Annotated in this window: 24 protein-coding genes, 1 tRNA gene and 1 pseudogene; 13 read left to right on the top strand and 13 right to left on the bottom strand. The window is 73.3% G+C overall.

The genetic code is table 11. From position 1 onward, the window contains the following. The 8 genes from ACSLIC_RS17665 (at window position 1) to ACSLIC_RS17630 (ending at window position 6,968) form a co-directional block, all read left to right on the top strand. The gene (locus tag ACSLIC_RS17665; RefSeq protein WP_436740404.1) at window positions 1-648 is read left to right on the top strand and encodes an ABC transporter permease; all 648 of its coding nucleotides are present in this window, start codon (window positions 1-3) and stop codon (window positions 646-648) included. Next, window positions 641-1,963, top strand: coding sequence for a betaine/proline/choline family ABC transporter ATP-binding protein (locus ACSLIC_RS17660; RefSeq protein ID WP_436738666.1), 1,323 nt, complete (start codon window positions 641-643; stop codon window positions 1,961-1,963). The genes ACSLIC_RS17665 and ACSLIC_RS17660 overlap by 8 nt, the downstream gene beginning before the upstream one ends. Beyond that, a complete protein-coding gene (locus ACSLIC_RS17655) occupies window positions 1,960-2,823 on the top strand; it encodes an ABC transporter permease (protein WP_436738665.1) in 864 nt (287 codons plus the stop codon). The genes ACSLIC_RS17660 and ACSLIC_RS17655 overlap by 4 nt, the downstream gene beginning before the upstream one ends. Next, the gene (locus tag ACSLIC_RS17650; RefSeq protein ID WP_436738664.1) at window positions 2,820-3,803 is read left to right on the top strand and encodes a glycine betaine ABC transporter substrate-binding protein; all 984 of its coding nucleotides are present in this window, start codon (window positions 2,820-2,822) and stop codon (window positions 3,801-3,803) included. Before ACSLIC_RS17655 ends, ACSLIC_RS17650 begins: the two co-directional genes overlap by 4 nt. A gap of 120 nt (window positions 3,804-3,923) precedes the next feature. Then, window positions 3,924-4,580 (top strand): helix-turn-helix domain-containing protein, encoded by a 657-nt coding sequence (locus ACSLIC_RS17645; RefSeq protein WP_436738663.1) that lies wholly within the window; start codon window positions 3,924-3,926, stop codon window positions 4,578-4,580. Then, window positions 4,577-4,765 carry a hypothetical protein gene (locus tag ACSLIC_RS17640; RefSeq protein WP_436738662.1) on the top strand — a complete coding sequence of 63 codons (189 nt, stop codon included), beginning with the start codon at window positions 4,577-4,579 and terminating at the stop codon, window positions 4,763-4,765. Before ACSLIC_RS17645 ends, ACSLIC_RS17640 begins: the two co-directional genes overlap by 4 nt. Next, window positions 4,762-6,075, top strand: a complete 1,314-nt coding sequence (locus ACSLIC_RS17635; protein WP_436738661.1) for an MFS transporter — start codon at window positions 4,762-4,764, stop codon at window positions 6,073-6,075. The genes ACSLIC_RS17640 and ACSLIC_RS17635 overlap by 4 nt, the downstream gene beginning before the upstream one ends. After that, window positions 6,072-6,968 (top strand): aminoglycoside phosphotransferase family protein, encoded by an 897-nt coding sequence (locus tag ACSLIC_RS17630; protein ID WP_436738660.1) that lies wholly within the window; start codon window positions 6,072-6,074, stop codon window positions 6,966-6,968. Before ACSLIC_RS17635 ends, ACSLIC_RS17630 begins: the two co-directional genes overlap by 4 nt. A 24-nt stretch (window positions 6,969-6,992) precedes the next feature. Here the strand turns inward: ACSLIC_RS17630 and ACSLIC_RS17625 are convergent, their stop codons facing one another. From ACSLIC_RS17625 to ACSLIC_RS17615, 3 genes are all read right to left on the bottom strand, one after another. Beyond that, a complete protein-coding gene (locus tag ACSLIC_RS17625; protein ID WP_436738659.1) occupies window positions 6,993-7,790 on the bottom strand; it encodes a YlbL family protein in 798 nt (265 codons plus the stop codon). An 80-nt stretch (window positions 7,791-7,870) separates the two neighbouring features. Continuing rightward, on the bottom strand, window positions 7,871-8,512 hold the full coding sequence (locus tag ACSLIC_RS17620) for an IclR family transcriptional regulator (protein ID WP_436738658.1): 642 nt from the start codon (window positions 8,510-8,512) through the stop codon (window positions 7,871-7,873). 283 nt (window positions 8,513-8,795) lie between these two features. Continuing rightward, window positions 8,796-9,314, bottom strand: a complete 519-nt coding sequence (locus ACSLIC_RS17615; RefSeq protein WP_436738657.1) for a DinB family protein — start codon at window positions 9,312-9,314, stop codon at window positions 8,796-8,798. A gap of 115 nt (window positions 9,315-9,429) precedes the next feature. Between ACSLIC_RS17615 and ACSLIC_RS17610 the strand changes: the two genes are divergently transcribed. Then, window positions 9,430-10,593, top strand: a complete 1,164-nt coding sequence (locus tag ACSLIC_RS17610) for a helix-turn-helix domain-containing protein (RefSeq protein ID WP_436738656.1) — start codon at window positions 9,430-9,432, stop codon at window positions 10,591-10,593. A 13-nt stretch (window positions 10,594-10,606) separates the two neighbouring features. Here ACSLIC_RS17610 and ACSLIC_RS17605 read toward each other — a convergent pair whose 3' ends face one another. From ACSLIC_RS17605 to ACSLIC_RS17595, 3 genes are all read right to left on the bottom strand, one after another. Next, the gene (locus tag ACSLIC_RS17605) at window positions 10,607-10,816 is read right to left on the bottom strand and encodes a DUF397 domain-containing protein (RefSeq protein ID WP_436738655.1); all 210 of its coding nucleotides are present in this window, start codon (window positions 10,814-10,816) and stop codon (window positions 10,607-10,609) included. A gap of 116 nt (window positions 10,817-10,932) precedes the next feature. Next, window positions 10,933-11,142, bottom strand: coding sequence for a DUF397 domain-containing protein (locus ACSLIC_RS17600; RefSeq protein WP_436738654.1), 210 nt, complete (start codon window positions 11,140-11,142; stop codon window positions 10,933-10,935). Next, window positions 11,139-11,969, bottom strand: coding sequence for a helix-turn-helix domain-containing protein (locus ACSLIC_RS17595; RefSeq protein WP_436738653.1), 831 nt, complete (start codon window positions 11,967-11,969; stop codon window positions 11,139-11,141). The genes ACSLIC_RS17600 and ACSLIC_RS17595 overlap by 4 nt, the downstream gene beginning before the upstream one ends. Window positions 11,970-12,073: 104 nt before the next feature. On the opposite strand from ACSLIC_RS17595, the gene ACSLIC_RS17590 reads away from it, so the two are divergent. The 3 genes and pseudogenes from ACSLIC_RS17590 to ACSLIC_RS17580 form a co-directional block, all read left to right on the top strand. Beyond that, window positions 12,074-12,244 (top strand): hypothetical protein, encoded by a 171-nt coding sequence (locus tag ACSLIC_RS17590; protein ID WP_436738652.1) that lies wholly within the window; start codon window positions 12,074-12,076, stop codon window positions 12,242-12,244. Next, window positions 12,241-12,435 (top strand): hypothetical protein, encoded by a 195-nt coding sequence (locus tag ACSLIC_RS17585; RefSeq protein WP_436738651.1) that lies wholly within the window; start codon window positions 12,241-12,243, stop codon window positions 12,433-12,435. Before ACSLIC_RS17590 ends, ACSLIC_RS17585 begins: the two co-directional genes overlap by 4 nt. Then, window positions 12,432-12,800: pseudogene (locus tag ACSLIC_RS17580) on the top strand (hypothetical protein); the annotation flags it as partial. The gene ACSLIC_RS17585 and the pseudogene ACSLIC_RS17580, both read left to right, overlap by 4 nt. Window positions 12,801-13,195: 395 nt before the next feature. Here ACSLIC_RS17580 and ACSLIC_RS17575 read toward each other — a convergent pair. Then, entirely contained in the window at window positions 13,196-14,977 is a 1,782-nt protein-coding gene (locus ACSLIC_RS17575) for a DEAD/DEAH box helicase (RefSeq protein ID WP_436738650.1), read from the bottom strand. A 285-nt stretch (window positions 14,978-15,262) separates the two neighbouring features. Here ACSLIC_RS17575 and ACSLIC_RS17570 point away from each other — a divergent pair. Then, window positions 15,263-15,334: transfer RNA gene (locus ACSLIC_RS17570), tRNA-Cys, on the top strand. A gap of 21 nt (window positions 15,335-15,355) precedes the next feature. Here ACSLIC_RS17570 and ACSLIC_RS17565 read toward each other — a convergent pair. The 6 genes from ACSLIC_RS17565 to ACSLIC_RS17540 all read right to left on the bottom strand — a co-directional run bounded on the left by ACSLIC_RS17565 (window position 15,356) and on the right by ACSLIC_RS17540 (window position 24,234). Further along, window positions 15,356-17,659 (bottom strand): xanthine dehydrogenase family protein molybdopterin-binding subunit, encoded by a 2,304-nt coding sequence (locus ACSLIC_RS17565; protein WP_436738649.1) that lies wholly within the window; start codon window positions 17,657-17,659, stop codon window positions 15,356-15,358. Continuing rightward, window positions 17,656-19,575 (bottom strand): 2Fe-2S iron-sulfur cluster-binding protein, encoded by a 1,920-nt coding sequence (locus ACSLIC_RS17560; RefSeq protein ID WP_436738648.1) that lies wholly within the window; start codon window positions 19,573-19,575, stop codon window positions 17,656-17,658. Before ACSLIC_RS17560 ends, ACSLIC_RS17565 begins: the two co-directional genes overlap by 4 nt. Then, on the bottom strand, window positions 19,572-20,468 hold the full coding sequence (locus ACSLIC_RS17555) for an FAD binding domain-containing protein (RefSeq protein ID WP_436738647.1): 897 nt from the start codon (window positions 20,466-20,468) through the stop codon (window positions 19,572-19,574). The genes ACSLIC_RS17560 and ACSLIC_RS17555 overlap by 4 nt, the downstream gene beginning before the upstream one ends. A 340-nt stretch (window positions 20,469-20,808) precedes the next feature. Then, complete coding sequence (locus ACSLIC_RS17550) at window positions 20,809-22,446, bottom strand: beta-N-acetylhexosaminidase (protein WP_436738646.1); 1,638 nt, start codon at window positions 22,444-22,446, stop codon at window positions 20,809-20,811. 1 nt (window position 22,447) lies between these two features. After that, window positions 22,448-23,281: a carbohydrate ABC transporter permease gene (locus ACSLIC_RS17545; protein WP_436738645.1), complete on the bottom strand. Its 834-nt coding sequence runs from the start codon at window positions 23,279-23,281 to the stop codon at window positions 22,448-22,450. Continuing rightward, window positions 23,278-24,234 (bottom strand): carbohydrate ABC transporter permease, encoded by a 957-nt coding sequence (locus ACSLIC_RS17540; RefSeq protein ID WP_436738644.1) that lies wholly within the window; start codon window positions 24,232-24,234, stop codon window positions 23,278-23,280. The genes ACSLIC_RS17545 and ACSLIC_RS17540 overlap by 4 nt, the downstream gene beginning before the upstream one ends. Window positions 24,235-24,251: the final 17 nt, after the last annotated feature.

Genomic DNA, 24,251 nt, shown 5'->3' with positions numbered 1-24,251 from the left:
GTGAACTTCTGGGAGTACGTGGGCAACCGGCACCAGCAGTTGCTCGCCGACGCCTACCAGCACGCCAGTGCCGTCTTCCAGTGCATGGTGGTGGCCACCGTGATCGGGGTGCTGATCGGCATCGCCACGTACCGCAGCGGGTGGGCGGGGAACCTGGCGACGCTCACCACCTCCTCGATCCTGACCGTCCCCTCGCTGGCCATGATCGGTCTGCTGATCCCGCTGGTGGGGCTCGGGGTGGCGCCGACGGTGATCGCGCTGACGCTCTACGGGCTGCTGCCGATCGTGCGGAACTCCATCGTGGGGCTGCGCGGGGTGGACGCGACGCTGGTGGACGCGGCCAGGGGCATCGGGATGTCACGGTGGGCGCGGCTGCTGCGGGTGGAACTGCCGCTCGCCTGGCCGCCGATCCTCACCGGCATCCGCGTCTCCACGCAGATGCTGATGGGGATCGCGGCCATCGCCGCCTTCGCCTCGGGCCCGGGGCTCGGCAACGAGATCTTCCGCGGCATCTCCTCCCTGGGCAGCGCCAACGCGCTCAACCAGGTCCTGGCGGGGACGCTCGCCGTGATCGTGCTGGCCCTGCTGTTCGACGCGGCGTACGTGCTGATCGGCCGCCTGACGATTCCGAGGGGTATCCGTGCCTGAGTCGCCCGCAGCACCCGGCTCCCCCGACGGCCCCGGCCCCGGCCCCGGCGCGGCGGGGGCGACGCTCGCCGAGGCGGCGCCCGGCCCCGGCGCGGCCTCCGGTGCCTCGATCGAGCTGGAGCACCTGACCAAGCGGTACCCGGGCACGTCCGTGCCGGCGGTGGACGACGTGAGCCTGGAGATCAGGGCGGGCGAGACGGTGGTCTTCGTCGGCCCGTCGGGCGGCGGCAAGACCACCCTGCTGAAGATGATCAACCGCTTGATCGAGCCCACCAGCGGCCGCATCCGGATCGGTGGCGAGGACGTCACCGACATGGACCCGGTCAGGCTCCGCCGCAAGATCGGGTACGCCATCCAGTCCTCGGGCCTGTTCCCGCACATGACGGTGGCGCAGAACATCGCCCTGGTGCCGAAGATGACCGGCTGGCCCAAGGGCCGGACCAAGGCCCGCGTCGAGGAGATGCTCGACCTGGTGGGCCTGGACCCCGGCGAGTTCCAGGGCCGCTATCCGCGCCAGCTCTCCGGCGGCCAGCAGCAGCGGGTCGGGGTGGCGCGGGCGCTGGCTGCCGACCCGCCGGTGCTGCTGATGGACGAGCCGTTCGGCGCCGTCGACCCGATCACCCGGGACCACCTCCAGGACGAGCTGATCCGGCTCCAGCGCGAGTTGCACAAGACGATCGTCTTCGTCACCCACGACTTCGACGAGGCGATCAAGATCGGCGACCGGATCGTGGTCCTGCGGGACCGTTCGCAGATCGCCCAGTTCGACACCCCGGAGGCGATCCTCACCAACCCGGCCGACGACTTCGTCTCCGGTTTCGTCGGCGCGGGCGCGGCGTTGAAGCGGCTCAACCTGACCCGGGTCCGCGACGTGGAGATCCGCGACTGGCCGACGGTGGGCGTGGACGACCCGTTGCAGAGCATCTTCGCGTCGCTGCGCTCGGGCCGTACCAACGAGCTGCTGATGCTGGACCGGCGAGGCCGCCCCTACAAGTGGCTCCGGCGCGGCGACCTGATGCGCGCCAGGGGCTCGCTGGCGGCGGCGGGCACGCTGGTGCACGACACGGTGACCCGCGACGCGACGCTGCGGGACGCGCTGGAGGCGGTCCTCACCGACAACGCGGGCCGGGTCGCGGTGACCGGGCGGCGCGGCGAGTACACCGGGGTGGTCGACATGGAGACCCTGATGAACTCGGTCCAGGAGATGCTGGAGGAGGACCGGCTGGACGCGATGGAGCACCAGCAGGACCTGGCCGACCAGCGCGCCGGGCAGGAGCGCGAGCCGGGGGCGGGCGGCGGGGAGGCGGGCGCATGAGCCACCCCGCGCCCCGCGACCCGGGTACGCACGAGTCGCACGGCCACGTCTTCCGCGACGCCGGCGAGGCCGACAACGACGACCGGCCGGCGCCCGAGCCGCCCGGGCCGGGGAAGCCGGCCCGGCGGGTGAGCTGGCGGAAGCTGACCTTCCTGCCGGTCTTCCTGCTGCTGGTGCTGCTCGGGACCTGGCTGTGGTTCCGGGGCGCCGACCTGGACGCCATCTCGCGGAACGCGCTGGGCGACGGCAACGTCTGGCTGCGGCTGCGGCAGCACGTCCAGCTCACCGTGATCTCGACCTTCTTCGTGCTGGTCATCGCGATCCCGCTGGGCATCCTGCTGACCCGCCCGCGCCTGCGCCGCGCCGCGCCGATCGCCACCGCCCTGGCCAACATCGGCCAGGCCACCCCGGCGATCGGCCTGCTGGCGCTGATGGTCATCTGGCTGGGCATCGGTGAGCGCCCGGCCCTGATCGGCATCATCATCTACGCCGTGCTGCCGGTCCTCTCCAACACGGTGGCGGGGCTGAAGGCCAACGACCCGACGCTGCTGGAGGCGGCCCGGGGCATCGGGATGTCGGCGCGCGGCGTCCTGCTCAAGGTCGAACTGCCGCTGGCCGTCCCGCTGATCCTGGCCGGGGTGCGCACGGCGCTGGTCCTCAACGTCGGCACGGCCACCCTGGCGACCTTCGGCGGCGGCGGGGGCCTGGGGGACCTCATCACCACCGGCATCACCAACCAGCGCATGCCGGTGCTGGTGCTGGGCTCGATCCTCACCGTGGCGCTGGCCCTGCTCGTCGACTGGCTGGCCTCGCTGGCCGAACTGCTGCTGCGTCCGCGCGGCCTGGAGGTGGGCACGTGAACCGGGGACGCGCGGCACGGGCGCGGGCCGGGGCGGCGCTGCTGCTCTGCGGGGCGCTGCTGGCCGGGTGCGGCCTGAAGAGCGGCAGCCCAATGGTGGACGACGTCCGGCCCGGCACCGTCGGCAGGGGGCGCCCGCTCAAGGGTGCGCAGCTCACCGTCACCTCGAAGGAGTTCACCGAGCAACTGGTCCTCGGCGCCGTCATGGGCATCGCCTTCCAGGCGGCCGGCGCCTCGGTCCAGGACCGCACCGGCATCCAGGGGTCGATCGGCGCCCGCGAGGCGGTCAAGTCGGGCGACGCCGACGCCATGTACGAGTACACGGGCACCGCCTGGATCACCTACCTCGGCAACAACGAGCCGATCGCCGACCCGCACGGGCAGTGGGTGGCGGTCCGCGACGCCGACAAGGCCAACGGCGTCACCTGGCTGCCCCCGGCCCGTCTCGACAACACGTACGCGCTGGCGGTGAACCCGGCGACGGAGAAGAAGTACGGCGTCAAGAGCCTCTCCCAGGCCGCGGAGCTGGCCAGGCGGGACCCGGGCGCGGTGACGCTCTGCGTGGAGAGCGAGTTCGCGTCCCGGCAGGACGGGCTGCCCGGCATGCAGAGGAAGTACGGGATGGACATCCCCGCCTCCGACGTCCGCAAGATGGACGGCGGCATCGTCTACACCGAGCTGTCCAGCGGCCGTTCCTGCGCCTTCGGCGAGGTCTTCACCACCGACGGCCGCATCAAGGCCCTGGATCTGACGGTCCTGGACGACGACAAGGACTTCTTCCCCAACTACAACGTCGCCCCCGAGATCAACTCCGCGACCCTGGAGAAGTACCCGGCCATCCCCGAGGTGCTGGCCCCCATCACCGCCAAGCTCGACAACGCCCTCGCCCGGGAGCTGAACGCCAAGGTGGCCGTCCAGGGCCAGGACCCGCACACCGTGGCGCTGGAGTGGATGCTGTCGGAGGGGTTCGTCAAGGACTGAGCGGGCGGCGGACTGGCCCGCCTGCGGGAACGAGAACGTCCGCTTGAAAAGGTTTCCTTGCAGAGGAATCCGCGCAAAGAATCGCTTGCAAAGGAGTCTTTGCACGCCTACGTTTCCGATATGCCCTCCCCCGCAGAGCCCGGTACCCCGGGCCCCTCTGATCCCGCCCCCGCCCACAAGGTCCACCGACTCGACCCCCGTTCCCTGCGCGGACTCGCCCACCCCCTGCGGCTGAGACTCTTCCGGAAGCTGCGCGAGGGCGGGCCCGCAACCGCCTCCCAACTCGCCCAGCGGCTCGGCGAGTCGAGCGGCGCGACCAGTTACCACCTGCGCCAGCTCGCCGCGTACGGCTTCGCGGAGGACGCCCCGGAGCACGGCAAGGGGCGCGAGCGGTGGTGGCGGGCTGCCACAGAAGGCATCCGCCTGGAGCCGGACCGCCTCGACCTCGCCGACCCGGTCCAGCGCGGCGCCGTCGACGTCCTCCTCTACGACCTGGCCGACACCCACACCGAGGAGGTGTCGACCTGGCTCGGCACCCGCCACACCTGGCCGGACGAGTGGCAGGAGGCGTACGACATGAGCGACTTCACGTACCGCCTCACCCCCGCCCAGGCAACGGACCTCCGCGCACGCGCCCAGGAGTTGCTGGAGTCCTACCGCGCCTACGACGCCGAGAACGCCGGCGCCGGGGAGGCCGCCTCCTACCGCGTCCACCTGCACGCCTTCCCCCGCGAGACCTCCCCCGGACAGCCGGACTTCCCGAAGGACCCGTCATGACCCCGCACCCGGACGTCCACCACCTCCTCCACATTCAGGCCGTACGCGCCCTCCCCGCCGGCCCGGCCCCGGAACCGTCCCCCCGCGAGGGAGCCGCCTCCCCGCGTGTCCGCCTCGGCTGGGCCCTGGTCTCCGTCGGCCTGCGCCTCGCGACACCCCCGGCCGCACACCCCGTCCTGCGGTGACCGCCGACGCCCTCGCTCCCCCACCCGACCGCCGCCCGCTCGCCCTCACCCTCGCCGCCAACACCGTCTCGATCACCGGCAACGCGCTCACCGTGATCGGCGTCCCCTGGTTCGTCCTCCAGACCACCGGCTCGGCCACCCGGGCCGGGGTCGTCGCCCTCTGCGCGACGCTGCCCGTCGTGGTCTCCGCCCTCTTCGGCGGCCCGCTGATCGACCGCGTCGGCCGGCGCCGGGCCAGCATCCTCTCGGACCTGGTCTGCGCCGCCGCGGTCGGCGCCATCCCTCTCCTGCACCACCTGGACGCCCTGCCGTTCTGGCTGCTCTGCGCCCTGATGGGGGTCAGCGGCCTCTTCCACGCCCCGGGCGAGACCTCCCGCAGCTCGCTGCTTCCGGCCCTGGCGACCCGCGCCCACACCCCGCTGTCCCGCGCCGCCAGCCTGTACGACGGGGTGTCCCGGGGCGCGAGGATGCTGGGTGCGGCCCTCGGCGGCGTCCTCATCGCCGTGCTGGGCCCGACCTCGGTCCTCGCCCTGGACGCGGCCACCTTCGCCGTCTCCGCCCTCCTCATGGCGTACGGCTTCCGGCACGTACCCGAGGCGCGGCCGGTGCCCCGGGCCGCCCGCACCGGCTCCTACCGGGCCGAACTCGCCGAGGGCTACCGCTACTTGGCGCGTACGCCGCTCCTCCTGGCGATCTGCGCCATGGTGATGGTGACCAACGGCCTCGACCAGGGCTGGTCCTCCGTGCTGCTCCCCTCCCATGCCTCGACCCACCTCGGCGGCGCGGCCCACCTGGGCATGCTCTCCGCCCTGTGGGGCGCGGGCGCGCTGACCGGGACCCTCCTGTACGCCGCGTTCGGGCACCGGCTGCCCCGGTGGCCGGTCTTCACCGCCTGCTTCCTGCTGATGGGCGCGCCCCGGTTCGCCACCGCCGCCTTCACCGACACCGCTCTCCCGCTCGCCGTGCTGCTGCCGCTCACCGGCCTCGGCGCGGGCGCTCTCAACCCGATCCTCTCCACGGTGACCTTCGAGCTCGTCCCCGAGCGGCTGCGCACCCGGGTGCTGGGTGCCACCACCGCCGCCGTCCTGCTCACCACGCCGCTCGGCGGCCTCTTCGCCGGCCTGCTCACCGACCACTTCGGCCTGCGCACCGCCTTCCTGGTGATCGGCGGCGGCTACTTCCTCGCCACGCTCAGCCCCCTGGTCTTCCCGGTGTGGCGCACCATGGACCACACGGGCCCGGTCCCGGCCGCCGGCGAGCGCAAACCGGTAGACACCCCGGCCCCCACACGGTCGGATGGTGCCCCATGAGCACTCAACCCGCCTTGCCCCCTGTCGACGAAGCCCTCGTGCGGCGGCTGGTCTGCGCCCAGTTCCCCGAATGGGCCGGGCTGCCGGTCCGGCGGTTCCCCTCCGGCGGGACGGTGAACGCCATGTTCCGGCTGGGCGAGGAGCTGGCGGTGCGGCTGCCGCTCACCGAGGGCGGCGCGGGCGACGTCCCGCTGGAGTGCGCGTGGCTGCCCCGGCTCGCTCCCCTGCTGCCGTGCCCCGTACCCGAGGTGGTGGCCGCCGGGAAGCCCGGCGAGGGGTACCCGTGGCCGTGGTCGGTGGGCCGCTGGCTGCCCGGCCGGAACCCGGAGGTGGGGACGCTCACCCGAACCCGCCTCCTGGCAAGGGACTTGGCGGAGTTCGTACGGGCGATGCGCGCCGTGGAGCTGCCGGGCGCCCCGGCCGCGCACCGGGGCGGGCCGCTCGCCGCCCTGGACGCGGAGACACGCGAGGCGCTGGAGTGGCTGCGCCGCGACCCCGAGGAGGGCGTGGACGCGGCGGCCCTGACCGCACTCTGGGAGGAGGCGCGGTCACTGCCCGCCTGGGACGGGCCACCGGTGTGGCTGCACGCCGACCTGATGCCGGGCAACCTCCTGGTGGACGGCGCCGGGCGGCTCAGCGGCGTCATCGACTTCGGCTGCCTGGGCGCGGGCGACCCGGCCTGCGACCTGTTCCCCGCCTGGAACCTGCTCCCGACCGAGGCCCGCCCGGTCTTCCGGGACGCCGTCGGTGTGGACGGGGCGACCTGGGCGCGCGGCCGGGCGCGGACCCTCTCGCAGGCGGTGATCGCCCTCCCGTACTACCGGCGCGGCCGCAACGAGGCGATGGCCGCCAACGCGCGCCACGTCATCCGGGAGGTACTGGCGGAGGGCTGAGCCCGGCCGGGGCGCGCCCGGAACTCAGCAGGAGGGGACCTTGCCGCCGCGCTCCAGTGCCCGCAGCGCGTCGACGGCGCCGTTCAGCGTGGTGACCGGGATCAGCCGCATGCCGGAGGGCAGCTCGGCCTGCGCGTCCTCGCACTCGGCCTTCGGGACGAGGAAGACCGTGGCGCCGTCGCGGGCGGCGGCGCGGGTCTTCAGCGAGACCCCGCCGACCGCACCGACCTTGCCGTCGGCGGTGATGGTGCCGGTACCGGCGATGGAACGGCCGCCGGTCAGGTCGCCGCCGCTGCCGTCACCGTCCAGCTTGTCGACGATGCCGAGCGAGAAGAGCAGCCCGGCACTGGGCCCGCCCACGTCGGCCAGTTCCAGCTTCACGTCGACACTGCCGGGTTTCAGGCCGAGCTGCTTCAAGGCCGCCTCGACGGCGACGTGCTGCGACTGGACCATCTGGTCCCGGTTGTACTTCTGGATCTCCTTCGGGGTGTCGCCGCTCGGGTAGACCGCGTCCACCGGCATCACCGCCCGGTCGGAGCGGAACCAGCCGTCCGCCACCTGCCCGATCCGCACCGGCGTCTGCGGGCCGGTCGCCTCGATGGTGGTCATCCGCAGCTCACCGGTGGTCTTCCGGGCCTGTTCGCCCTCGATCGTGATGACCTCGGTCCCGTCGTGGGAACCGAGCACGTTGGCGGTCATCCCCGGCTGCGCCACCGCGAACGGCAGCGGCGCCAGCGCGGTCACCGCCAGCAGCGCCACCACGGGCGCGGCACAGATCGCGAGGGCACGGGGACGCGGAAGAGCGACGAGCTTGGAGAACACGGGCCCCAATCTAGTCGTACGGGGGCGCGGGGGCGGGCAGAGACGTCACCGGTACGCACCCACCGCCGGCCCCGTACCGCTCAGCGCAGCGCGTCCGCGACCTCCCGGGCCGCGTCCACGACCCGGAGGCCGACCCGCTCGGGTACGGCCTCGGAGAGCATGACCACGCCGACGCTGCCCTCGATCCCGGTCAGTCCGAGCAGCGGGGCGGCGGCGCCGCAGGCTCCGGCCTCCAGCTCGCTCCGGGTCAGGGTGTAGCCGGGGGCGGGCAGCTCGTTCTGGCGGACGGCGAGTATGGCCCGGCCCGCCGCGCCCCGGTCGAGGGCGTGCCGGAAGCCGGTGCGGTAGGCGACGTGGTAGTCGGTCCAGGTCGGCTCCACCACCGCGACCGCCAGCGCCTCGGCACCGTCGACCAAAGTCAGGTGGGCGGTGGCGCCGATGTCCTCGGCCAGCGAGCGCAGCGCGGGCAGTGCCGCCTCGCGCACCAGCGGGTGCACCTGCCGGCCCAGCCGCAGCACTCCGAGCCCGACCCGGGCCCGGCCTCCCAAGTCGCGTCTGACGAGGGCGTGTTGTTCGAGGGTGGCGAGCAGGCGGTAGACCACCGTCCGGTTGACGCCGAGCTTGTTGGACAGCTCGGTGACGGTCAGGCCGTGGTCGGTGTCGGCGAGCAGCTTGAGGACCCTGAGGCCCCGGTCGAGCGTCTGAGAAGTCTCCGCGGTCACGACGCCCACTCCTTAGGTGTGAGGGTGCGGCAGTGGTGAGGTGCGGCGGCATCCGAAGGGGCGGCGCCGGTCCCAGCGGCGACGCGCGTCAGAGGCCGCCGAGCGCAAGGCACCGGCTGCGCTCCGCGGCGACGCTGCCACGGGGCGTGTACGTTGCCGGGAATGTAGCGAGCCGCCCCGCTCAGCGGAAGGGTCCGTCCAGAATCCGGGCGACCACCGGGGAGTGCGCCCCGTTATGCCCTCGGTGTCCCCGCCGATCACACCCTCGCCCGCACCGGTCCCGTCAGGTCCCGGTGCGCCCGTCCACCAGCTCCCGCACCACGTCCAGGTGCCCGTTGTGCCGGGAGATCTCCTCGATGAGGTGGAGCAGAATCCAGCGCAGGTCGACGTGCCGGCCGTCCCGGAGGGGGCGCTCGGCCTTCGTGTCCAGGCTGCGCCCGGCCACGATCTCCCGGTACCGCGCGCTCTGCTCCTCGTACTCGGCGAGCAACCGGGGCAACGGAACCTCCACCGCCGTCCGCATCTCGGGGTCCGGGTCCTCCTCGGTGGCGTGGACCAGAGGCCCGGCCTCCTCCCGGCCGAGGAACATCTCCTCCACCCAGTAGTGCTCGACCCACCGCAGATGGCTGATCAGCCCGCAGAGCGTCATGAGCGGCGACCCGGGCAGCGGGGCCCTCACGGCGCCCTCGGCCGAGACCCCCTCGCACGTGGCCACCGCGGTGGCCCGGGCGTAGTCGAGGAAGGTGGTGAGCTGGGTACGTTCGTCCCAGGCGGCGGGGGTGTCGGTTCGCTGAGTCGTCATCGCGAGGAGTCTGGCCTACGGGGCGGCCTTCGGCGATCCATTAACCGCACCGGTACGCCCCTGAGCGCTCCCCGCGCCCCTGACGCACCCGGCCACGCCGCCTACTCTGGCCCCTATGACCTACGCGGGGAAGAAGGTCAAGGAAGCCCGTAAGCGAACCGGGCTCACGCGACGAGAGTTGGCAGAGCACTCCGGGGTTCCGCTCTCGGCCATCCGACAGCTCGAACAGGGCGGGCGTTCCGGGCCCCCCATGGAAACGCTGCTCGCCCTCGCGAGGGCGCTGCGGCTGCCGACCATGGCGCTGGTCGCCGAACCTGACGTGCGGAACCCCCCGGCCGAGACGTACGAACGGTGGGCGCAGGTCCGCACCGAGCTGATGCGTCCCCCGGCCCGCGAACTGGACGTCCCGGCCACGTCGGCCGGTGTCGCCGCGGCCCTTGCGGCATCGGTGCCCCTCTACCGCGAACACCGCTTCTCCGAACTGGCGTCGGTACTCCCCGCCCTGCTGCGGGACGCCGACACCCTGCCGGACGAAGGCCGAGGCGTCCGGGTCAGGGTGCTGCAACTCGCGGCGAGCGCGCTGACGCACACCCGCCAGTTCGACCTCGCGGAGATCGCGGTCCGCCGCGCCCTGGCAGAAGGACAGGACCGCATGTCGGCATCCGCGAGCGCCAACACTCTGGCGTGGCTGCTACTCCGGCAAGGGCGACTGGATGAGGCTCTGAGCCTCGCGACGCGGTGGGCCGACGACATGGAACCCCGTTTGAGCCGGGCCTCCACAGCGGAGTTGGCCACCTGGGGCCTGCTGCTCCTGAGGGCCTCCGGCGCGGCAGCGCGGAACAACCAGGTCGGCGTCGCGGCGGACACGCTGAGGCTGGCCCGCAGCGCCGCCACAGCCATCGGACACGAAGTCGACGCCGAGCACCAGAACGTACGCACCTTCGGCCCCACCAGCGTCCGCATGCTGAGCGTGGAGGACGCCCTCATCAAGGATCGCCCTGACGTCGCCCTGCGGCTCGCCGAGAACATGCCACGCCACTCCGTACGCCCCACCCGCAGCGTCCGCAGCCGGCACGGCCTGGACGTGGCCAACGCGCATGCCCGACTCGGCCAGTACACGGAAGCCTTCGGTAAGTTGACCGAGGTTCAGGCTGGCTCCCCGGAGTGGTTCCCCCACCAGACCTCCGCCCGGGACACCCTCCGGATCATCATCGACAGGAGCCGCACACCGACCCCGGAGATGCGCCTGATGGCGAAGACGTTACGGCTCGGTCGGTGAGCGGACGGGATCGTCAGCCCCCGCCGAACTCCCCGACCTTGGCCCCGGCAAGGAAGCACGAGAACGCGGCAGCGGGAAAGCCCAGCACCGGCCCGGCCAGCTCCTTGGAATCACGAACCGGAACCAGGCCGTGCGAGGCGACGAGATCGGTGGCCACCTCGACGCACTGGCCGCCGTTCTCGCTGTAGGAAGACTTGAACCAACGAGGGGATTCACTCGTCATCCCGCACCTCTCACACCGCTCGGCCGAAGAACGTCGTACGCGGAGGCAGCCCTCCCCGCAGAGAAGCCCCGCCACACTCCCAGCGGAGCACTGACGGGGCCACCCGCAAGAACCGGTCAGACGGGCCGAAACTCTCCCGCCTTGACTCCCGCCACAAAGGACGAGAACGCGGCGACAGGAAAGCCCAGCACCGGCCCGGCCAGCTCCTTGGAATCACGAACCGGAACCAGGCCGTGCGAGGCGACGAGATCGGTGGCCACCTCGACGCACTGGCCGCCGTTGCCGCTGTAGGAAGACTTGAACCAACGAGGGGATTCACTCGTCACGATGTGCCCTTTCGTAGCTGCTCAATCATGGCCACGGAAGCCGCTTGCGACATGGCCTCGGCCTGTAGTTGATGATAGGCCGCCAACAGGGGGAGCACCGCTTCGCTGTTGCGCTCAAGACGGCCATGCTGCGAGGACTCGGCGTAGGAGATCAGCGATCGATCGCGCATGGTCAGCACCGTCAGGGGAAGACTGAGGGGCCGCCTCGCCCCCATGCTGAAGGGAGCGATCTGCAACACGGTATGGGGCCGTTCAGCGAACTCCAGCAGCTTCGCGAACTGAGCACCCATGATCTCCGGAGTGCCCATGGGCCGGAGAACGCATCCCTCGTCCAGCACAACGAACAGCAGTGGCGCGGGTGATCGGTCAAGTGCCGCCTGGCGCCGCTCGACCAGCCTGACGCGCTCCTCGGCCTGGTGCGGGGTGATGGCCTCCCTGCGCACTGCATCGGCTTCCAGCGCCTCCGCGTACTCCGGCGTCTGGAGCAGACCAGGTATGACCCCCACCTCGTAAAGCCGCACCTCTATGGCCCGCTCCTCGTACCCGATGTACTGCGGGAACCCCTCGATCAACGCCGTGTGCCGCACCGCCTGGCTCTGGCTCACCAGTCTCCCGCGCGCCCCCAACGCCTGGTCGCACCTTGCCGCCAACCGCTGGGTTGGTGGGCGTCGGCCGATTTCCACGGCCGAGATGTGGGCGCCCGAGCAGCCCACGTGTTCGCCCAGTTGATCCTGGGTCCAGCCGCGTTCGTCTCGCAGCCTGCGGAGAAGCGCGCCGAAGGCCGCGCTCGGCGACCGCTCGGGGTCCAGCTCTCTACGGTTGACCATGGTGCACCCAACTCGTCTGCCAGTTTGCGTCAGTTGATGACACTCTGAACGATAGGCCAAGCTGTGCGCTCCCGGTAGCGAAACGGCTACAGAGAGGAGCAGTCATGTCTGCACAAGCCGAGCAGCCGGCCCCCTGCCGCACCTGCCAGGAGTTCGCCCTCGCCGAAGCGGTGGCCAACGGGGAACGCGACTACAGCAGGGCCACCGACTGCCGCGTCCTCCTCGGGCGGCACCGGCAGAGCGGCGAGTGCGCGGGCGCCCGGGAGGGGGAGTGATGGGCGAGGACCCGGTGTCCGCACAGGAGCCGCCGGAGTTCAACCCGCTCCGCTACCCGCCCTGCGCCTGCCCGCGCCACTCCCCCGGCCCCGGGCCGGGCGAGGACGAGGACTCCGCCCTCCTGCGCACACTCCGCGCCCGCATGAACGAGGAGAACCGCTTGCGCCGGTGGGCGCGGGGGCAGTCGTGACCGGCGTCGAGCACGTCGAGTACCTGGCGGACACGTACGGCGGGAGCGGCGCCCGGGGCGTCTTCCTCGGCGGAATCATCGCCCCGACCCGGCGCCTCACCCTCCGCCGGCTCCGCCGCCAGGCGCACCGCCTCGCCGACGCCCTCGACCCCGATCCGCACACCACCCGCCTCCCCGCCCGCGTCCTGCGCCCGGCACCGCACGGCGCGGAGCACGCCCCCTCCCCACTCCGCTTCTGGGCGGCCGATCTGGCGTACGCCGAGGAAGCGGCCGACCGCCTCGCGACCGGCTACCCGTACTGCTTCACCGCCCGCGAGGGTCCGGCCTGGTACCGAATCACCGCGCGCCCCCTCTTCACGACGGCGCGCCCCTCCCTCTTCGCCCGGGCCGTCGCGGTGACGGACGCCGGCCCGGCGAGCCACGAGGAGAGGGACCCGGCCGAGAAGGAGAACCATGGACACCGGCCCACACGCGAGCGGCGGCGACGGCCTGCCCGGGGGCCGGCCTCGGACCGCGCCAGCCGCCGACCTCGGACGGCACCCCGGCGGCCTCGTCCTGCTCCTTGGCAGACACAGCCACCCGGCCTTCTCCAACACCCCCGCCCCACCCAGCACTTGGCTCATCCCGCGCCGGGAGAACGACGGGGCCGCATGCAGCCGGGCCCCGTCCAGCCCGGCCGGCGCTTGAGGCCGCCCCGGCGCAAGGCCCGCAGGGCCGAGCCGAAAGCCCGGGCCCCGCACAGGGCGGGCCCCGAAAAAGGTCAGCCCCGCGTAGCCCACTCCCGCACCTTGTCGATCCGCTGCCGGATCTGCCCGGCGGTCGCCTCCGCGCTGGGCGGCCCCCCGCAGGCCCGCCGCAGCTCGTTGTGGATGACGCCGTGCGGCTTGCCGGTCTGGTGGACGTACGCCCCGACCAGGGTGTTGAGCTGCTTGCGCAGTTCCAGTAGTTCCTTGTGGGAGACGACGGGCCGGCGGTCGGCGGGCAGTTCCAGCAGGTCGGCCTCGCTGTCGGGCTTCTTGCGGCTGTGCGCGATCTGGCGGGCCTGGCGCTTCTGGAGGAGGAGCTGGACCTGGTCGGGTTCGAGGAGGCCGGGGATGCCGAGGTAGTCCTGCTCCTCCTCGGAGCCGGGGTGGGCCTGCATGCCGAACTCGGCGCCGTCGAAGAGGACCCGGTCGAAGACGGCCTCGGACTCCAGGGCCTCGAAGGAGAACTGCTCCTGCTCCCCGGTGTCCTCGTCCTGCTCCTTGTTGGCCTCGTCCATCTCCTTCTCGGACTCGGCGTACGGGTCCTCCTCGCCGTCCTTCTTCGGCTTGTCCAGGACGTGGTCGCGCTCGACCTCCATCTCGTTGGCGAAGGTGAGCAGGTTCGGGACGGTCGGCAGGAAGACCGAGGCGGTCTCGCCGCGCCGCCGGGAGCGCACGAAGCGCCCGACGGCCTGGGCGAAGAAGAGCGGGGTGGAGATGGTGGTGGCGTAGACGCCGACGGCCAGGCGCGGCACGTCGACGCCTTCGGAGACCATGCGGACGGCGACCATCCACCGGTCCTGGCTCTGGCTGAAGTCGTCGATGCGCTGCGAGGCGCCCGAATCGTCGGAGAGGACGAGGGTCGCCTTGCCGCCGGTGATCTCGCGGATCAGCTTGGCGTAGGCGCGGGCCTGCTCCTGGTCGGTGGCGATGACCAGGGCCCCGGCGTCGGGGATGGCCTTGCGGACCTCGGTGAGCCGCTGGTCGGCGGCGCGCAGCACGTTGGGCATCCAGTCGCCGCGCGGGTCGAGCGCGGTCCGCCACGCCTGCGAGACGGCGTCCTTGGTCATCGGCTCGCCGAGCCGGGCCGCGATCTCGTCCCCCGCCTTGGTGCGCCACCGCATCTGCCCGCTGTAGCTGAGGAAGATCACGGGCCGCACGACGCCGTCGCCGAGCGCGCTGCCGTAGCCGTAGGTGAAGTCGGCGGCGGAGCGGCGGATGCCGTCGTTGCCCTCCTCGTACGTGACGAAGGGGATCGGGTTGGTGTCGGAGCGGAACGGGGTACCGGTGAGGGCCAGGCGCCGGGTGGCCGGCTCGAACGCCTCCAGGCACGCCTCGCCCCAGGACTTCGAGTCACCGGCGTGGTGGATCTCGTCGAGGATGACGAGGGTCTTGCGCTGCTCGACCCGGTTGCGGTGGAGCATCGGGCGGACGCCCACCCCGGCGTAGGTGACGGCGACGCCCTGGTACTCCCTGCTGAGCGGCCCGGCGCTGTACTCGGGGTCCAGCTTGATACCCACCCGGGCGGCGGCCTCGGCCCACTGCTTCTTCAGGTGCTCGGTCGGGGCGACCACCGTGATCTGCTGCACGACGTGGTGGTGCAGCATCCAGGAGGCCAGGGTGAGCGCGAAGGTGGTCTTCCCGGCGCCCGGCGTGGCGACCGCGAGGAAGTCGCGGGGCTGCTCCTGGACGTACTTGTCCATCGCGGCCTGCTGCCAGGCCCGCAGCTTTCCGGCGGTACCCCAGGGGGCCCGTCCGGGAAAGGCGGGTGAGAGGTGATGGGAGGCGGAAGTAGTCACGGTCTCCGATTCGGTGCTCTCGGCTCGGGCCGGGTCGCGCCCTGGCCCACGTACGACAACCCGGGCCACCCTACCCGTGCCGGACCCCTCCCCCGGCCCGCCGAACCAGGAGTGCCGGACGATGCGACGGGGGTCACAGCGGTACGGGCGCGGACGGCCGGGGCGCGGTTGTGTCGGCAGCGTGGCAGTCGCGTCGCGTGCCCGCCCGATCGCTTGCGGCCGCCTGCCGCACGGGCCCAACGTCGTCAGTGCGCCGGGGAGATCCCCCCTGATCTCCCCGGTCAGGACCGCGTGCCCGAGGGGCTCAGGGACTCGTCCGCAAAGCGGGGAACGCGGGTTCGCATCCCGCCGCGGTCTCGGTCCCGGCCCCGCGCCCTCTCAGCTCTGGGCCACCGCGGCCTGCGGGCGGATCGGCAGGCGGTTGACCGGGCGGCCGGAGGCGGCGCGGACCGCGGAGGCGACGGCGGCCGGGGCGGTGACGACCGGCGCGGCGCTGGCCGCCTTGGCGCCGAAGGGGGCCACCACGTCCCGCTCCTCGACCAGCCGGACGATCCGGACGTCGGGGGCGTCCAGCGCGGTCGGCAGGGCGTAGCCGGTGAGGTCGGGGTGGCGCAGGACGCCCTGGGGCGCGCGCAGGTTCTCGGTGAGGGCGGCGCCGAGGCCCTGGATGAGCCCGGCCTCGATGCGGGCGGAGATCTGCGCCGGGTTGAGGACCCGGCCGACGTCCTGGGCCACGGCCAGCTCGACCACCCGGACCGAGCCGATCTCCACGTCCACGTCGACCACGGCACGCACCGCGCAGAAGACCAGGCCGACGAAGGCGTCTCCCTGCCCGGCGCCGTCCAGCGGCTCGGTGGGGTGCGGGCGGCACTGGGCGGTGGCCCAGAGTTCCTTGCCGTCCATCGCCTCGGTGACGGTGGTGGAGAGCACCCCGTCGTAGGAGGTGATCTTGCCGTCGGTGATCTGGAGGAGTTCGGTGGACATGCCGAACTGGTGGGCCAGCGGCTGGAGCAACTGCGTACGCACCATCTTCGCGGCGCGTTCCACCGCCCCGGCGGAGACCCAGGTGTGGCGGCTGTGGCAGGAGGGCCCGGCCGGCGGCTGGTCGGTGTCGACGGGGGCGACGTCCACCTCGTCGATCCCCAGGATCTCCTGGACGATCTGCCGGGCCAGCGTGGTGAAGCCCTGCCCGGTCTCGACGGCGGCGCAGATGACGGTGGCCCGGCCGTCCTGGACGCGGACGGTGGCGGTGGAGACCTCGTCGGCGCCCTCGGCCCCGAGCATGTGGACCATGCCCAGCCCGTAGCCGACGCCGCGCCGCACGGCGCCTGGCTCGCCCGCGCCCTCGGGGCCGCCGGGGAGCAGCCACTCCTCCTCGGGGGTGTCCTTGGGGAGCGCGGGCAGCGGGAAGTCCTGGACGGCCTGGAGGAGTTCGGCGACCGGTGCCGGGCAGGTCACGGTCTGCCCGGTGGGCAGCACGTCGCCGGTGGCGAGCACGTTGCGCGCCCTCACCTCGGCCGGCTCCAGGCCGAGCTTCTTGGCGAGCTTGTCCATCTGCGCCTCGTACGCCGCGCAGACCTGGAGGGCGCCCTCGCCCCGGACGTGTCCGGCGGGCGGGTTGTTGGTGCGTACCGCCCAGCCGTCGATGGTGGCGTGCGGGACGACGTACGGGCCGCAGGCGAAGGCGACGGCGGCGGCGAGCGACTCGCGGGAGGAGTCGGTGTACGCGCCGCAGTCCATCAGGATCTGCGCCTCCACGCGGACGAGCTTGCCCTCGGCGTCGGCGTGGTGGCGGTAGCGGAGCAGCGTCGGGTGGCGGTGGGCGTGGCCGAGGAAGGACTCCTCGCGGGTGGCCGCCAGTTTGACCGGGCAGCCGGTGCGCATCGCGAGCAGGCCGAGCGGCAGCAGGAAACCGGGGTCCTCGCGGTCGGCGGTGGCGCCGGGGACGCCGGTGACGACGACCTTGACCCGCTCCGGGTCGAGCCCGTAGACGGCGGCGGCGCGGTCGCGGTCGGCGTGCGGGTCGGTGGAGGCCACGTACAGCTCGACGCCGCCGTCCGGGCGCGGCACGGCGAGTCCGGCCTCGGCGCCGACGGGGGCGGGGTCCTGGCGGCCGATGCGGTAGACGCCCTCGACGACCGTCTCGCCGGTGGCCTCCTGGTCGCCGTGGCGCAGCGGGATGTGGCGCACCACGTTGCCGTCGGGGTGGAGCGGTTCGGCGGTGAAGGCTTCCTCTGGGTCGGTCTGGGCGGGCAGCACCTCGTACTCGACCATGATCGCGGCGGCTGCCATCCGGGCGGTGTCCGGGTGGTCGGCGGCGACGGCGGCCAGCGGTTCGCCGTGGTGGCGGACGACCTCGGAGGCGAAGACGGGCCGGTCGGCGCCGTAGCGGCCGTGCAGCTTCTCGCCGGGCACGTCCTCGTGGGTGACGATCGCGTGCACGCCCGGCATCCGGGCGGCCTGCCGGGTGTCGAGGGAGACCACGCGGGCGTGGGCGTGCGGGGAGCGCAGCACAGCGGCCCAGAGCAGCCCCTCGGCCCACAGGTCGGCGGCGTACGGGAAGGTGCCCTCGGTCTTGGCGCGGGCCTCGGCGAGCGGCAGCGAGACCCCGAGCCCGTGCGGGGCCGACTCGGCCTCGCTCTCGGCCTGGGCGGGGATACCGGTGGCGGTGTCGTGGCTCACGCCTGGCCTCCGTCCGGGTGGTGTCCCTGGTGCGGGTCGGGTGTGTGCGGGCCGGGCGGGTCCTGCTCGCCGTAGCCGTGGCCGTCCTGGCCGTGGTGGGGCGGCTGGCCGCCGGCGTCGTACGAGGGCGGGGGCTGGGGCAGCCCGGAGTAGCCCTCGGGCAGGGTGCCGTACGGGTGGGCGGGGGCCTCCCCGTCGGCGGGTCCCGCCTGGTGCGGGATGACCACCTCGGCCTGTCCCTCCTCGGCGGCGCCGTCGGCCTCGGCCGCGGCGCCCTCCTCGGCCGCCGCGGCGGCCTCGCGCTCGCCGACGACGTCGCGGACGGACTCCAGGATGGCGCGGTAGCCCGAGCAGCGGCAGAGGTTGCCGGAGAGGGCCTGGCGGGTCTCCAGGTCGGTGGGGCGCGGGTTGCCCTCCAGCAGGTCGTGGATGGTCATCGCCATACCGGGGATGCAGAACCCGCACTGGACGGCGCACCGGCGGGCCAGCGCCCGCTGCACGTCGGAGGGCTCGCCGGGACCGCCGTCCTCGGCGGCGCCGAGGCCCTCGACGGTGCGGATGTCGCTGCCCTCGGTGGTGGCCGCGGGGACCAGGCAGGAGGCGACGGCGCGCCCGTCGACGCGGACCGCGCAGGCGCCGCACTCGCCCTGCGAGCAGCCGTCCTTGGCGCCGGCGAGGCCGAGCCGCTCGCGCAGCACGTGCAGCAGCGACTCACCGATCCACGCCTCGGTGACGGGCCGGTCGATGCCGTTGACGTTGAGCGTGTACGAGACGACCGGCCGCTCGTCGTGGAACACGTCGGCCTCGGGCGCGGGGGCGGGCTCCGCACCGGCCTCGGCGGGGCCGTCCTGCGCCTCGCCCGCGGTTTCCGCCTCGGCTTCCGTCCCGGGGCCGGACTCGGTCTCGTCCGGGGTCTCCTGGGCGCTCCCGGCGTCCGGGAGGGCTTCCGGCCGGTCCTGCGTCTCGGGGTGGGCCGCGAAGTCCTGAGCGGGCGCGGGGGCCGGTTCGGGCTCCGGCTCCGGCTCCGGCTCCGGGCGGGCGGCCTCCGCCTCCCCGGCCCACGGCGCCGTCGCGCCGCCGGGGAGGGTGGCGGGGGCCTGGTGGGTCGGGGCCGTCGCCCAGGCGCCGGTCTGCGGCACGGTGGTGGAGAGCGGGTACTCGCCGGACTCCTCGGGCACGTCCTCCGGTGCGAGCGGGACCGACCACTGGCCGGTGGCCCCCGGCTCGGCGCCGGGGCCGGGCGCGGGCGGGGCGCTCTCGCCGAGGGCGGCGCTGAAGTCCCAGTGCCCGGTGGCGTCCTGGCCGGGCGCGGGCGAGCCGGGGCCCTGCTGCTGGCCGGGGATGGCGGGCTGGTCGTGCGGCTGGCCGGCGCGCTCGGCGCCCGTGAAGGCGTCGCCGAGGTCGGGCCGGGGGTCGTCGGTGAAGAGCCCGGGCGGGATCGTCAGGGGGCGGGTGTCACCGAAGGCGTCGGTGGCGGCGAAGGCGTCGGCGGGGGCCTGCGGGTAGCCGTCGGCGCCCGGGACCTGCGCGCCGTCCGGGTAGACGTCGGCGACGACCTGGCCGGGCGCGGGCTCGGGCGCCCCCCGCGGCGGCAGCGTGCCGTACGGGTCGGGCCCCTGGCCGGGCGGCTGCGCGTAGGGGTCGGCCGCGAGGGCTCCGCCCGCGACGGCGCCGGGAACGGGCCACCCGCCGGTGGCGGCCGGGTCGGCCGGGCCGCTGGCGGGGGTGACGGTGATGGGGGGCACGTACCCCTGGCCGGGGGCGGCGAGGGGGATGTCGGCGATGCCCTCGGGGAGTTGGACGAAGGCGGTGGCCCCGTCGTCGTACTCCTCGCCGCCCTGGTGGGGGATGGCACCCCAGCCCAGGGAGGCGCCGGGGGCCGCTCCGGTCCCCTCGCGCCGCTCGTCGTCGGTCATGACAGCGCTCTTCCCAGTGCTCGTCGGGCCAGCGCGGCGACGGTGCGCCGCAGGTGCAGTACGGCGGGCGGCAGTTTCGGCGGCTCGCCGCCGTCGGCCGGGGCCTCCGGGTCGGGTACGCAGGCCGTGGCGACGTACGTCCCGAAGGCGGTCAGGGCCTCCTGCGGCAGGCCCCGTTCGCCGTCCCAGTCGATGAGGGAGGCGGCCCAGCGTTCCGCCTCCAGGGGCCGCAGCGGCATGGGGGCGATGGCGCCGATGGCGCACCGGACCTCGCGCCGGGCCGGGTCGACGACCAGGGCGACGGAGGCGGTGGCGCGCCCCGGGCCGGTGCGTCCGGTGGCCTTGAGGAAGACCTGCGGGGCGTGGAGCAGCGGGATGCGGACCCAGCCGATGAGTTCACCCCCGCGCAACATGTCCATGCCCGCCAGCAGATGGGAGACGGCGACCTCCCTGCGGCCGCCGCCGGGCGAGGCCACGACGAGGCTGGCCTCCAGGGCGGCGAGGACGGGCAGGGTGTCGCCGGAGGGGGCGGCGGTGGCGATGTTGCCGCCGAGCGTCCCGGCGTTGCGGATCTGCGGGGGCCCGGCGGCGCGGGCGGCGGCGGCCAGCGCCGGGATGAGCGCGGCGAAGTCCGGGCGGCCCATGCGGGCGTGGGTGAGTCCGGCGCCGAGCAGGGCGTGTCCGTCGAGGTACTGCCAGCCCCGGATCTCGCGGACCCGGGCGAGGCCGACGAGGGCGGTGGGCCGCAGCTGACCGGCGTTGACGGAGGTCATGAGGTCGGTGCCGCCCGCGACGGGGACGGCGGCGGGCGTGGCGGCGAGCGCGGCCACGGCCTCGTCCAGGGAGGCGGGCAGCGTCACCGACGCTGCCGCCTGCGGTGCGTGCGTGGTCAAAACCGGCTGCCCCTTCCGTCACCCCGCCTGGTCCCGGCTGTTGCGCCGTACGGTACGTCCTCACAGGCGGGACGTGGCAACTCTGGCACATCTTGCCGTTGCCTCGGAGCGGGGGTCCGCTAGGGGAGTTTTGCCCCTTCTGGCAGCCGCGCGAGGGGTTTTGCCGTTATGTACGGGCGGAAGCGGGCCGTCCGCATACTGGACCTGCGGGGGCGCACGCCGGGGGCGCGCGGGGACCGTCGAGCCACTCTCCCGACCGGTCGGGCGTCAGGAGACCGCCGTCCGCGCCGTGCGGCGCCCCTCGGGGAGCACCGCACGGCGGACCGGGACCGGGGCCGGCTCAGCCCGGCTGCGGCACCCCCTCCAACGGGCGGCCCAGGACGCCGGGGCGGCGCTGCCAGGGGCGCGGGCCGGTGCGGGGGCGGTAGGCCACACCGAGGGCGTCGAGGCGGCGGAAGTGCTCCTCCATGCGGGCGTCGAAGGCGGCGAAGTCCCGCTCCTCGGCGGCGGGCAGCGGCGACCAGGCGACCTCGGCGAGCGCGGCCAGGCGCGGGTAGAGCTGGTAGTCGACGCGGTCCTGGTTCTCCAGCACCTCCGTCCAGACGTTGGCCTGGACGCCGATGACGTGGGCGGCCTCGGCCGCCGTCAGCTCCGGCGGGACGGGCTCGAAGCGGTAGACGTCCTCCAGCGTGCGGACGTAGCCGATCGGCACCGGTTCGTCGGGGCCGCCGTCCTCCCGGTAGTTCAGGTAGACCTGCTGCTCGGGGCACATGATGACGTCGTGACCCGCGCGGGCGGCGGCGACGCCTGCGGCGTAGCCGCGCCAGGAGGAGACCGTGGCGCCCTCGGCGAGGCCGCCCTCCAGGATCTCGTCCCAGCCGACCAGGCGCCGCCCGCGCGCGGTGAGCCAGCTGTCGAAATGCCGGATGAACCAGGACTGGAGGCCGTCCTCGTCACCGACGCCGAGTTCGGCGATACGGGCCTGGGCCGCCGGCGAACGCCTCCATTCCTCCTTGTCGCATTCGTCGCCGCCGACGTGGACGAAGCGGGACGGGAAGAGTTCCAGGACTTCCTCGAAGACCCCTTCGTAGAAACGCAGGGTGTCCTCGGTCGGCGCCAGCGCGTGCGGATTGACGCCCCAGGTGTCCCAGACGCCCAGGCTCGCGGTGTCGGTGACATCGGTGTTGCCGAGTTCCGGATAGGCGGCGATGGCGGCCTGCGAGTGGCCCGGAATCTCGATCTCGGGAACGACGGTGATGTGGCGTTCGGCGGCGTAGGCGACGATCTCCCGGATGTCGTCGTGGGTGTAGTGGCCGCCGTGCGGCGTGTCGTTCCACAACTCCGAGGCGCGGTGCCCCCATTTGCTGCGCGGACGCCAGCTGCCGGTGCGCACGAGTTCGGGATGGCGGCGGATGTCGATGCGCCAGCCCTGGTCGTCGGTGAGGTGGAGGTGGAAAACGTTGAGTTTGTGCGCGGCGAGCAGGTCGAGATGGCGCAGCACGCCGTCCTTCGGCATGAAGTGCCGGGCCACGTCCAGCATCATGCCGCGCCACGCGAACCGCGGCGCGTCCTCGATCGCCACGTGGCCGAGCAGCCAGGCGCGCCCCGGGTTGAGCGGGGCCCGGCGGAAGGCGTCCGGGCCCAGCAGCTGACGCAGGGTCTGCGCGCCCCAGAAGACGCCGGCCGCGTCGCCGCCCTCGATCAGCACCCCGCCGGCGGAGACGGTGAGCCGGTACGCCTCGGCGCCCAGCCCACCCGCCTCCCCCGAGAGGCGCAGGTCGACGACGGGGCCGGGGTGCCCGGCGGCGGCCTCGGGCAGGGCGAGCCCGGTGGCGGCGCCGACGGTGGTGCGCAGCCAGCGCGCGGCGGTGCCGGTACCCGCGCCGGTGCGCAGGGCGGTGTCCGGGCCGAGGGTGAGGCGGGCGTCGGCGCCCTCCTCGGGGGTGTGGGTGCGTGGTGCGGGGATGAGGTGGTGCACGTCAGTCCTTGACCGCGCCGCCGAGCCCGGAGACCAGGCGGCGCTGAACGAGTACGAAGAAGACGAGGACGGGAACGGTCATGACGGTGGACGCGGCCATGATGCCGCCCCAGTCGTTCTCCTCCGGCTTGAAGAAGAGCAGCAGCGCCATCGGGAGAGTCGACTGGGAGGTGTCGCTGATGATGAAGGACTTGGCGAAGAGGAAGTCGTTCCAGGTGCTGATGAAGGAGAACACGCTGGTCGCCACCAGGCCCGGGAGGACCAGCGGGAAAAGGATCTGCCAGAGAAAGCGGGCGCGGCTCGCGCCGTCGATGAGCGCGGCCTCCTCCAGCGCCTCGGGGACGGCTTTCACGAATCCCCGCAGCATCCAGATGGCGAACGGCAGCGAAAAGGCGAGATGCGGCAGGATCAGCGCGCCGACCGTGTTGAGCAGCCCGAAGTCCCGCATCTGGAAGAAGAGCGGAATGGTGAGCGCCTCGACCGGCACCATCTGCGCCACCAGGAACATGATGAGCAGCGTGGTCCGGAACCGGAAGTTGAACCGCGTCACGGCGGTCGCCGCGAGGAACGCGATCAGCGCCGACAGCACCACCACGCTCCCCGCCACGAAAAGGCTGTTGAGGAAGTAGCGCCCGAATTCCTCCTGCTGGAAGACGCGCCGGAACGAGTCGAGCGAGGGCGCCAGCGTCCAGGGCCGGGGGCTGTCCGACTGGATCTCCCCGGCCGGTTTGAACGCCGAGAGCACCATCCAGTACAGCGGAAAGGCCACGACGGCGGCGGCCAGCAACGCGAACGCCTCGGCGGCGAGGCGCCAGGGGCGGCGGACGAGGTTCACAGTTCTTCTCCCTGGCGTCGCATCAGCCGGAGGTACACGAGGGTGACGGCGAGCAGGACGAGGAGCATGACCACGCCGATGGCGGCGCCGAGGCTGTACTCCGAGGAGGCGAACGCCTGCTGGTAGGCGTAGACGTTGAGGACCAGGTTCTGGCCGGCGATGCCGCCGCCGTCGGTCATCACGTAGATCTGGGTGAAGATCTTGAAGTCCCAGATGACGGACTGGATGGTGACGACCAACAGGATCGGGCGGAGCATCGGCGCGAGGACCGAGCGCCAGATGCGCCACTGCGAGGCGCCGTCCAGCGAGGCGGCTTCCAGGACCTCGGTGGGGACCGCGCGGATGCCCGCGTAGACGGTGACCATCACGAACGGGAAGGAGCACCAGACCACTTCGAGGAGGACCAGGGCGAAGGCGCTGTAGCGTCCGTACGTCCAGGAGAAGTCTCCGAGCCCGAGCAGCCGGTTGACCGGGCCGAAGTCGGCGTCGAAGAGGAACATCCAGACGGTGGAGCCGGTGATGGCCGGGGTCGCCCAGGCGCCGAGCGAGGCGACGAGCAGGGCCAGCCGCGGCAGGGCGCGGACGCGGGTCAGCAGGACGGCGAGGGCGCAGCCGACGAAGAGCGTGGAGAGCACGCAGAGCACGGCGAAGACCACGGTGGCGCTCAGGACCTGCCAGAACCGCGGGTCGGTGAAGAGCGTTCGGTAGTTGCCGAGCCCCTGGAACGTGGTCGGCTCGCCGCCGCTGACCTGCGCCTGGGTGTACTCCAGGACGGATATCAGGCCGAGCTGGTAGACGGGGTAGACCAGCAGTCCGGCGAGGACCACCAGGGCGGGGGCGAGGTAGAGCCAGGGGGTCCAGCCGGGACGGCGGGAGCCTGCTCTCGGGGGCCGGGCACCCCCGCCGCCCTTGCGGGCGGTCGGGGTGGCCGGGGCGGTGGGGGTCTGGGTCACGGGAGTGCCGTTCTTCC

The organism is Streptomyces sp. BBFR102 (assembly GCF_051397025.1).
Classification (GTDB): Bacteria; Actinomycetota; Actinomycetes; order Streptomycetales; family Streptomycetaceae; genus Streptomyces.
Note: the sequence above shows the minus strand (reverse complement) of the source record. Positions and strands in the feature narration are given on the sequence as shown.

Bases quoted from the DNA above. Each gene is read 5' to 3' on its own strand.
- ACSLIC_RS17655 (WP_436738665.1), top strand. From the start codon at position 1,960: ATGAGCCACCCCGCGCCCCGCGACCCGGGTACGCACGAGTCGCACGGC.
- ACSLIC_RS17645 (WP_436738663.1), top strand. From the start codon at position 3,924: ATGCCCTCCCCCGCAGAGCCCGGTACCCCGGGCCCCTCTGATCCCGCC.
- ACSLIC_RS17640 (WP_436738662.1), top strand. From the start codon at position 4,577: ATGACCCCGCACCCGGACGTCCACCACCTCCTCCACATTCAGGCCGTA.
- ACSLIC_RS17630 (WP_436738660.1), top strand. From the start codon at position 6,072: ATGAGCACTCAACCCGCCTTGCCCCCTGTCGACGAAGCCCTCGTGCGG.
- ACSLIC_RS17615 (WP_436738657.1), bottom strand. From the start codon at position 9,314: ATGACGACTCAGCGAACCGACACCCCCGCCGCCTGGGACGAACGTACC.
- ACSLIC_RS17610 (WP_436738656.1), top strand. From the start codon at position 9,430: ATGACCTACGCGGGGAAGAAGGTCAAGGAAGCCCGTAAGCGAACCGGG.
- ACSLIC_RS17605 (WP_436738655.1), bottom strand. From the start codon at position 10,816: ATGACGAGTGAATCCCCTCGTTGGTTCAAGTCTTCCTACAGCGAGAAC.
- ACSLIC_RS17595 (WP_436738653.1), bottom strand. From the start codon at position 11,969: ATGGTCAACCGTAGAGAGCTGGACCCCGAGCGGTCGCCGAGCGCGGCC.
- ACSLIC_RS17590 (WP_436738652.1), top strand. From the start codon at position 12,074: ATGTCTGCACAAGCCGAGCAGCCGGCCCCCTGCCGCACCTGCCAGGAG.
- ACSLIC_RS17560 (WP_436738648.1), bottom strand. From the start codon at position 19,575: ATGACCGACGACGAGCGGCGCGAGGGGACCGGAGCGGCCCCCGGCGCC.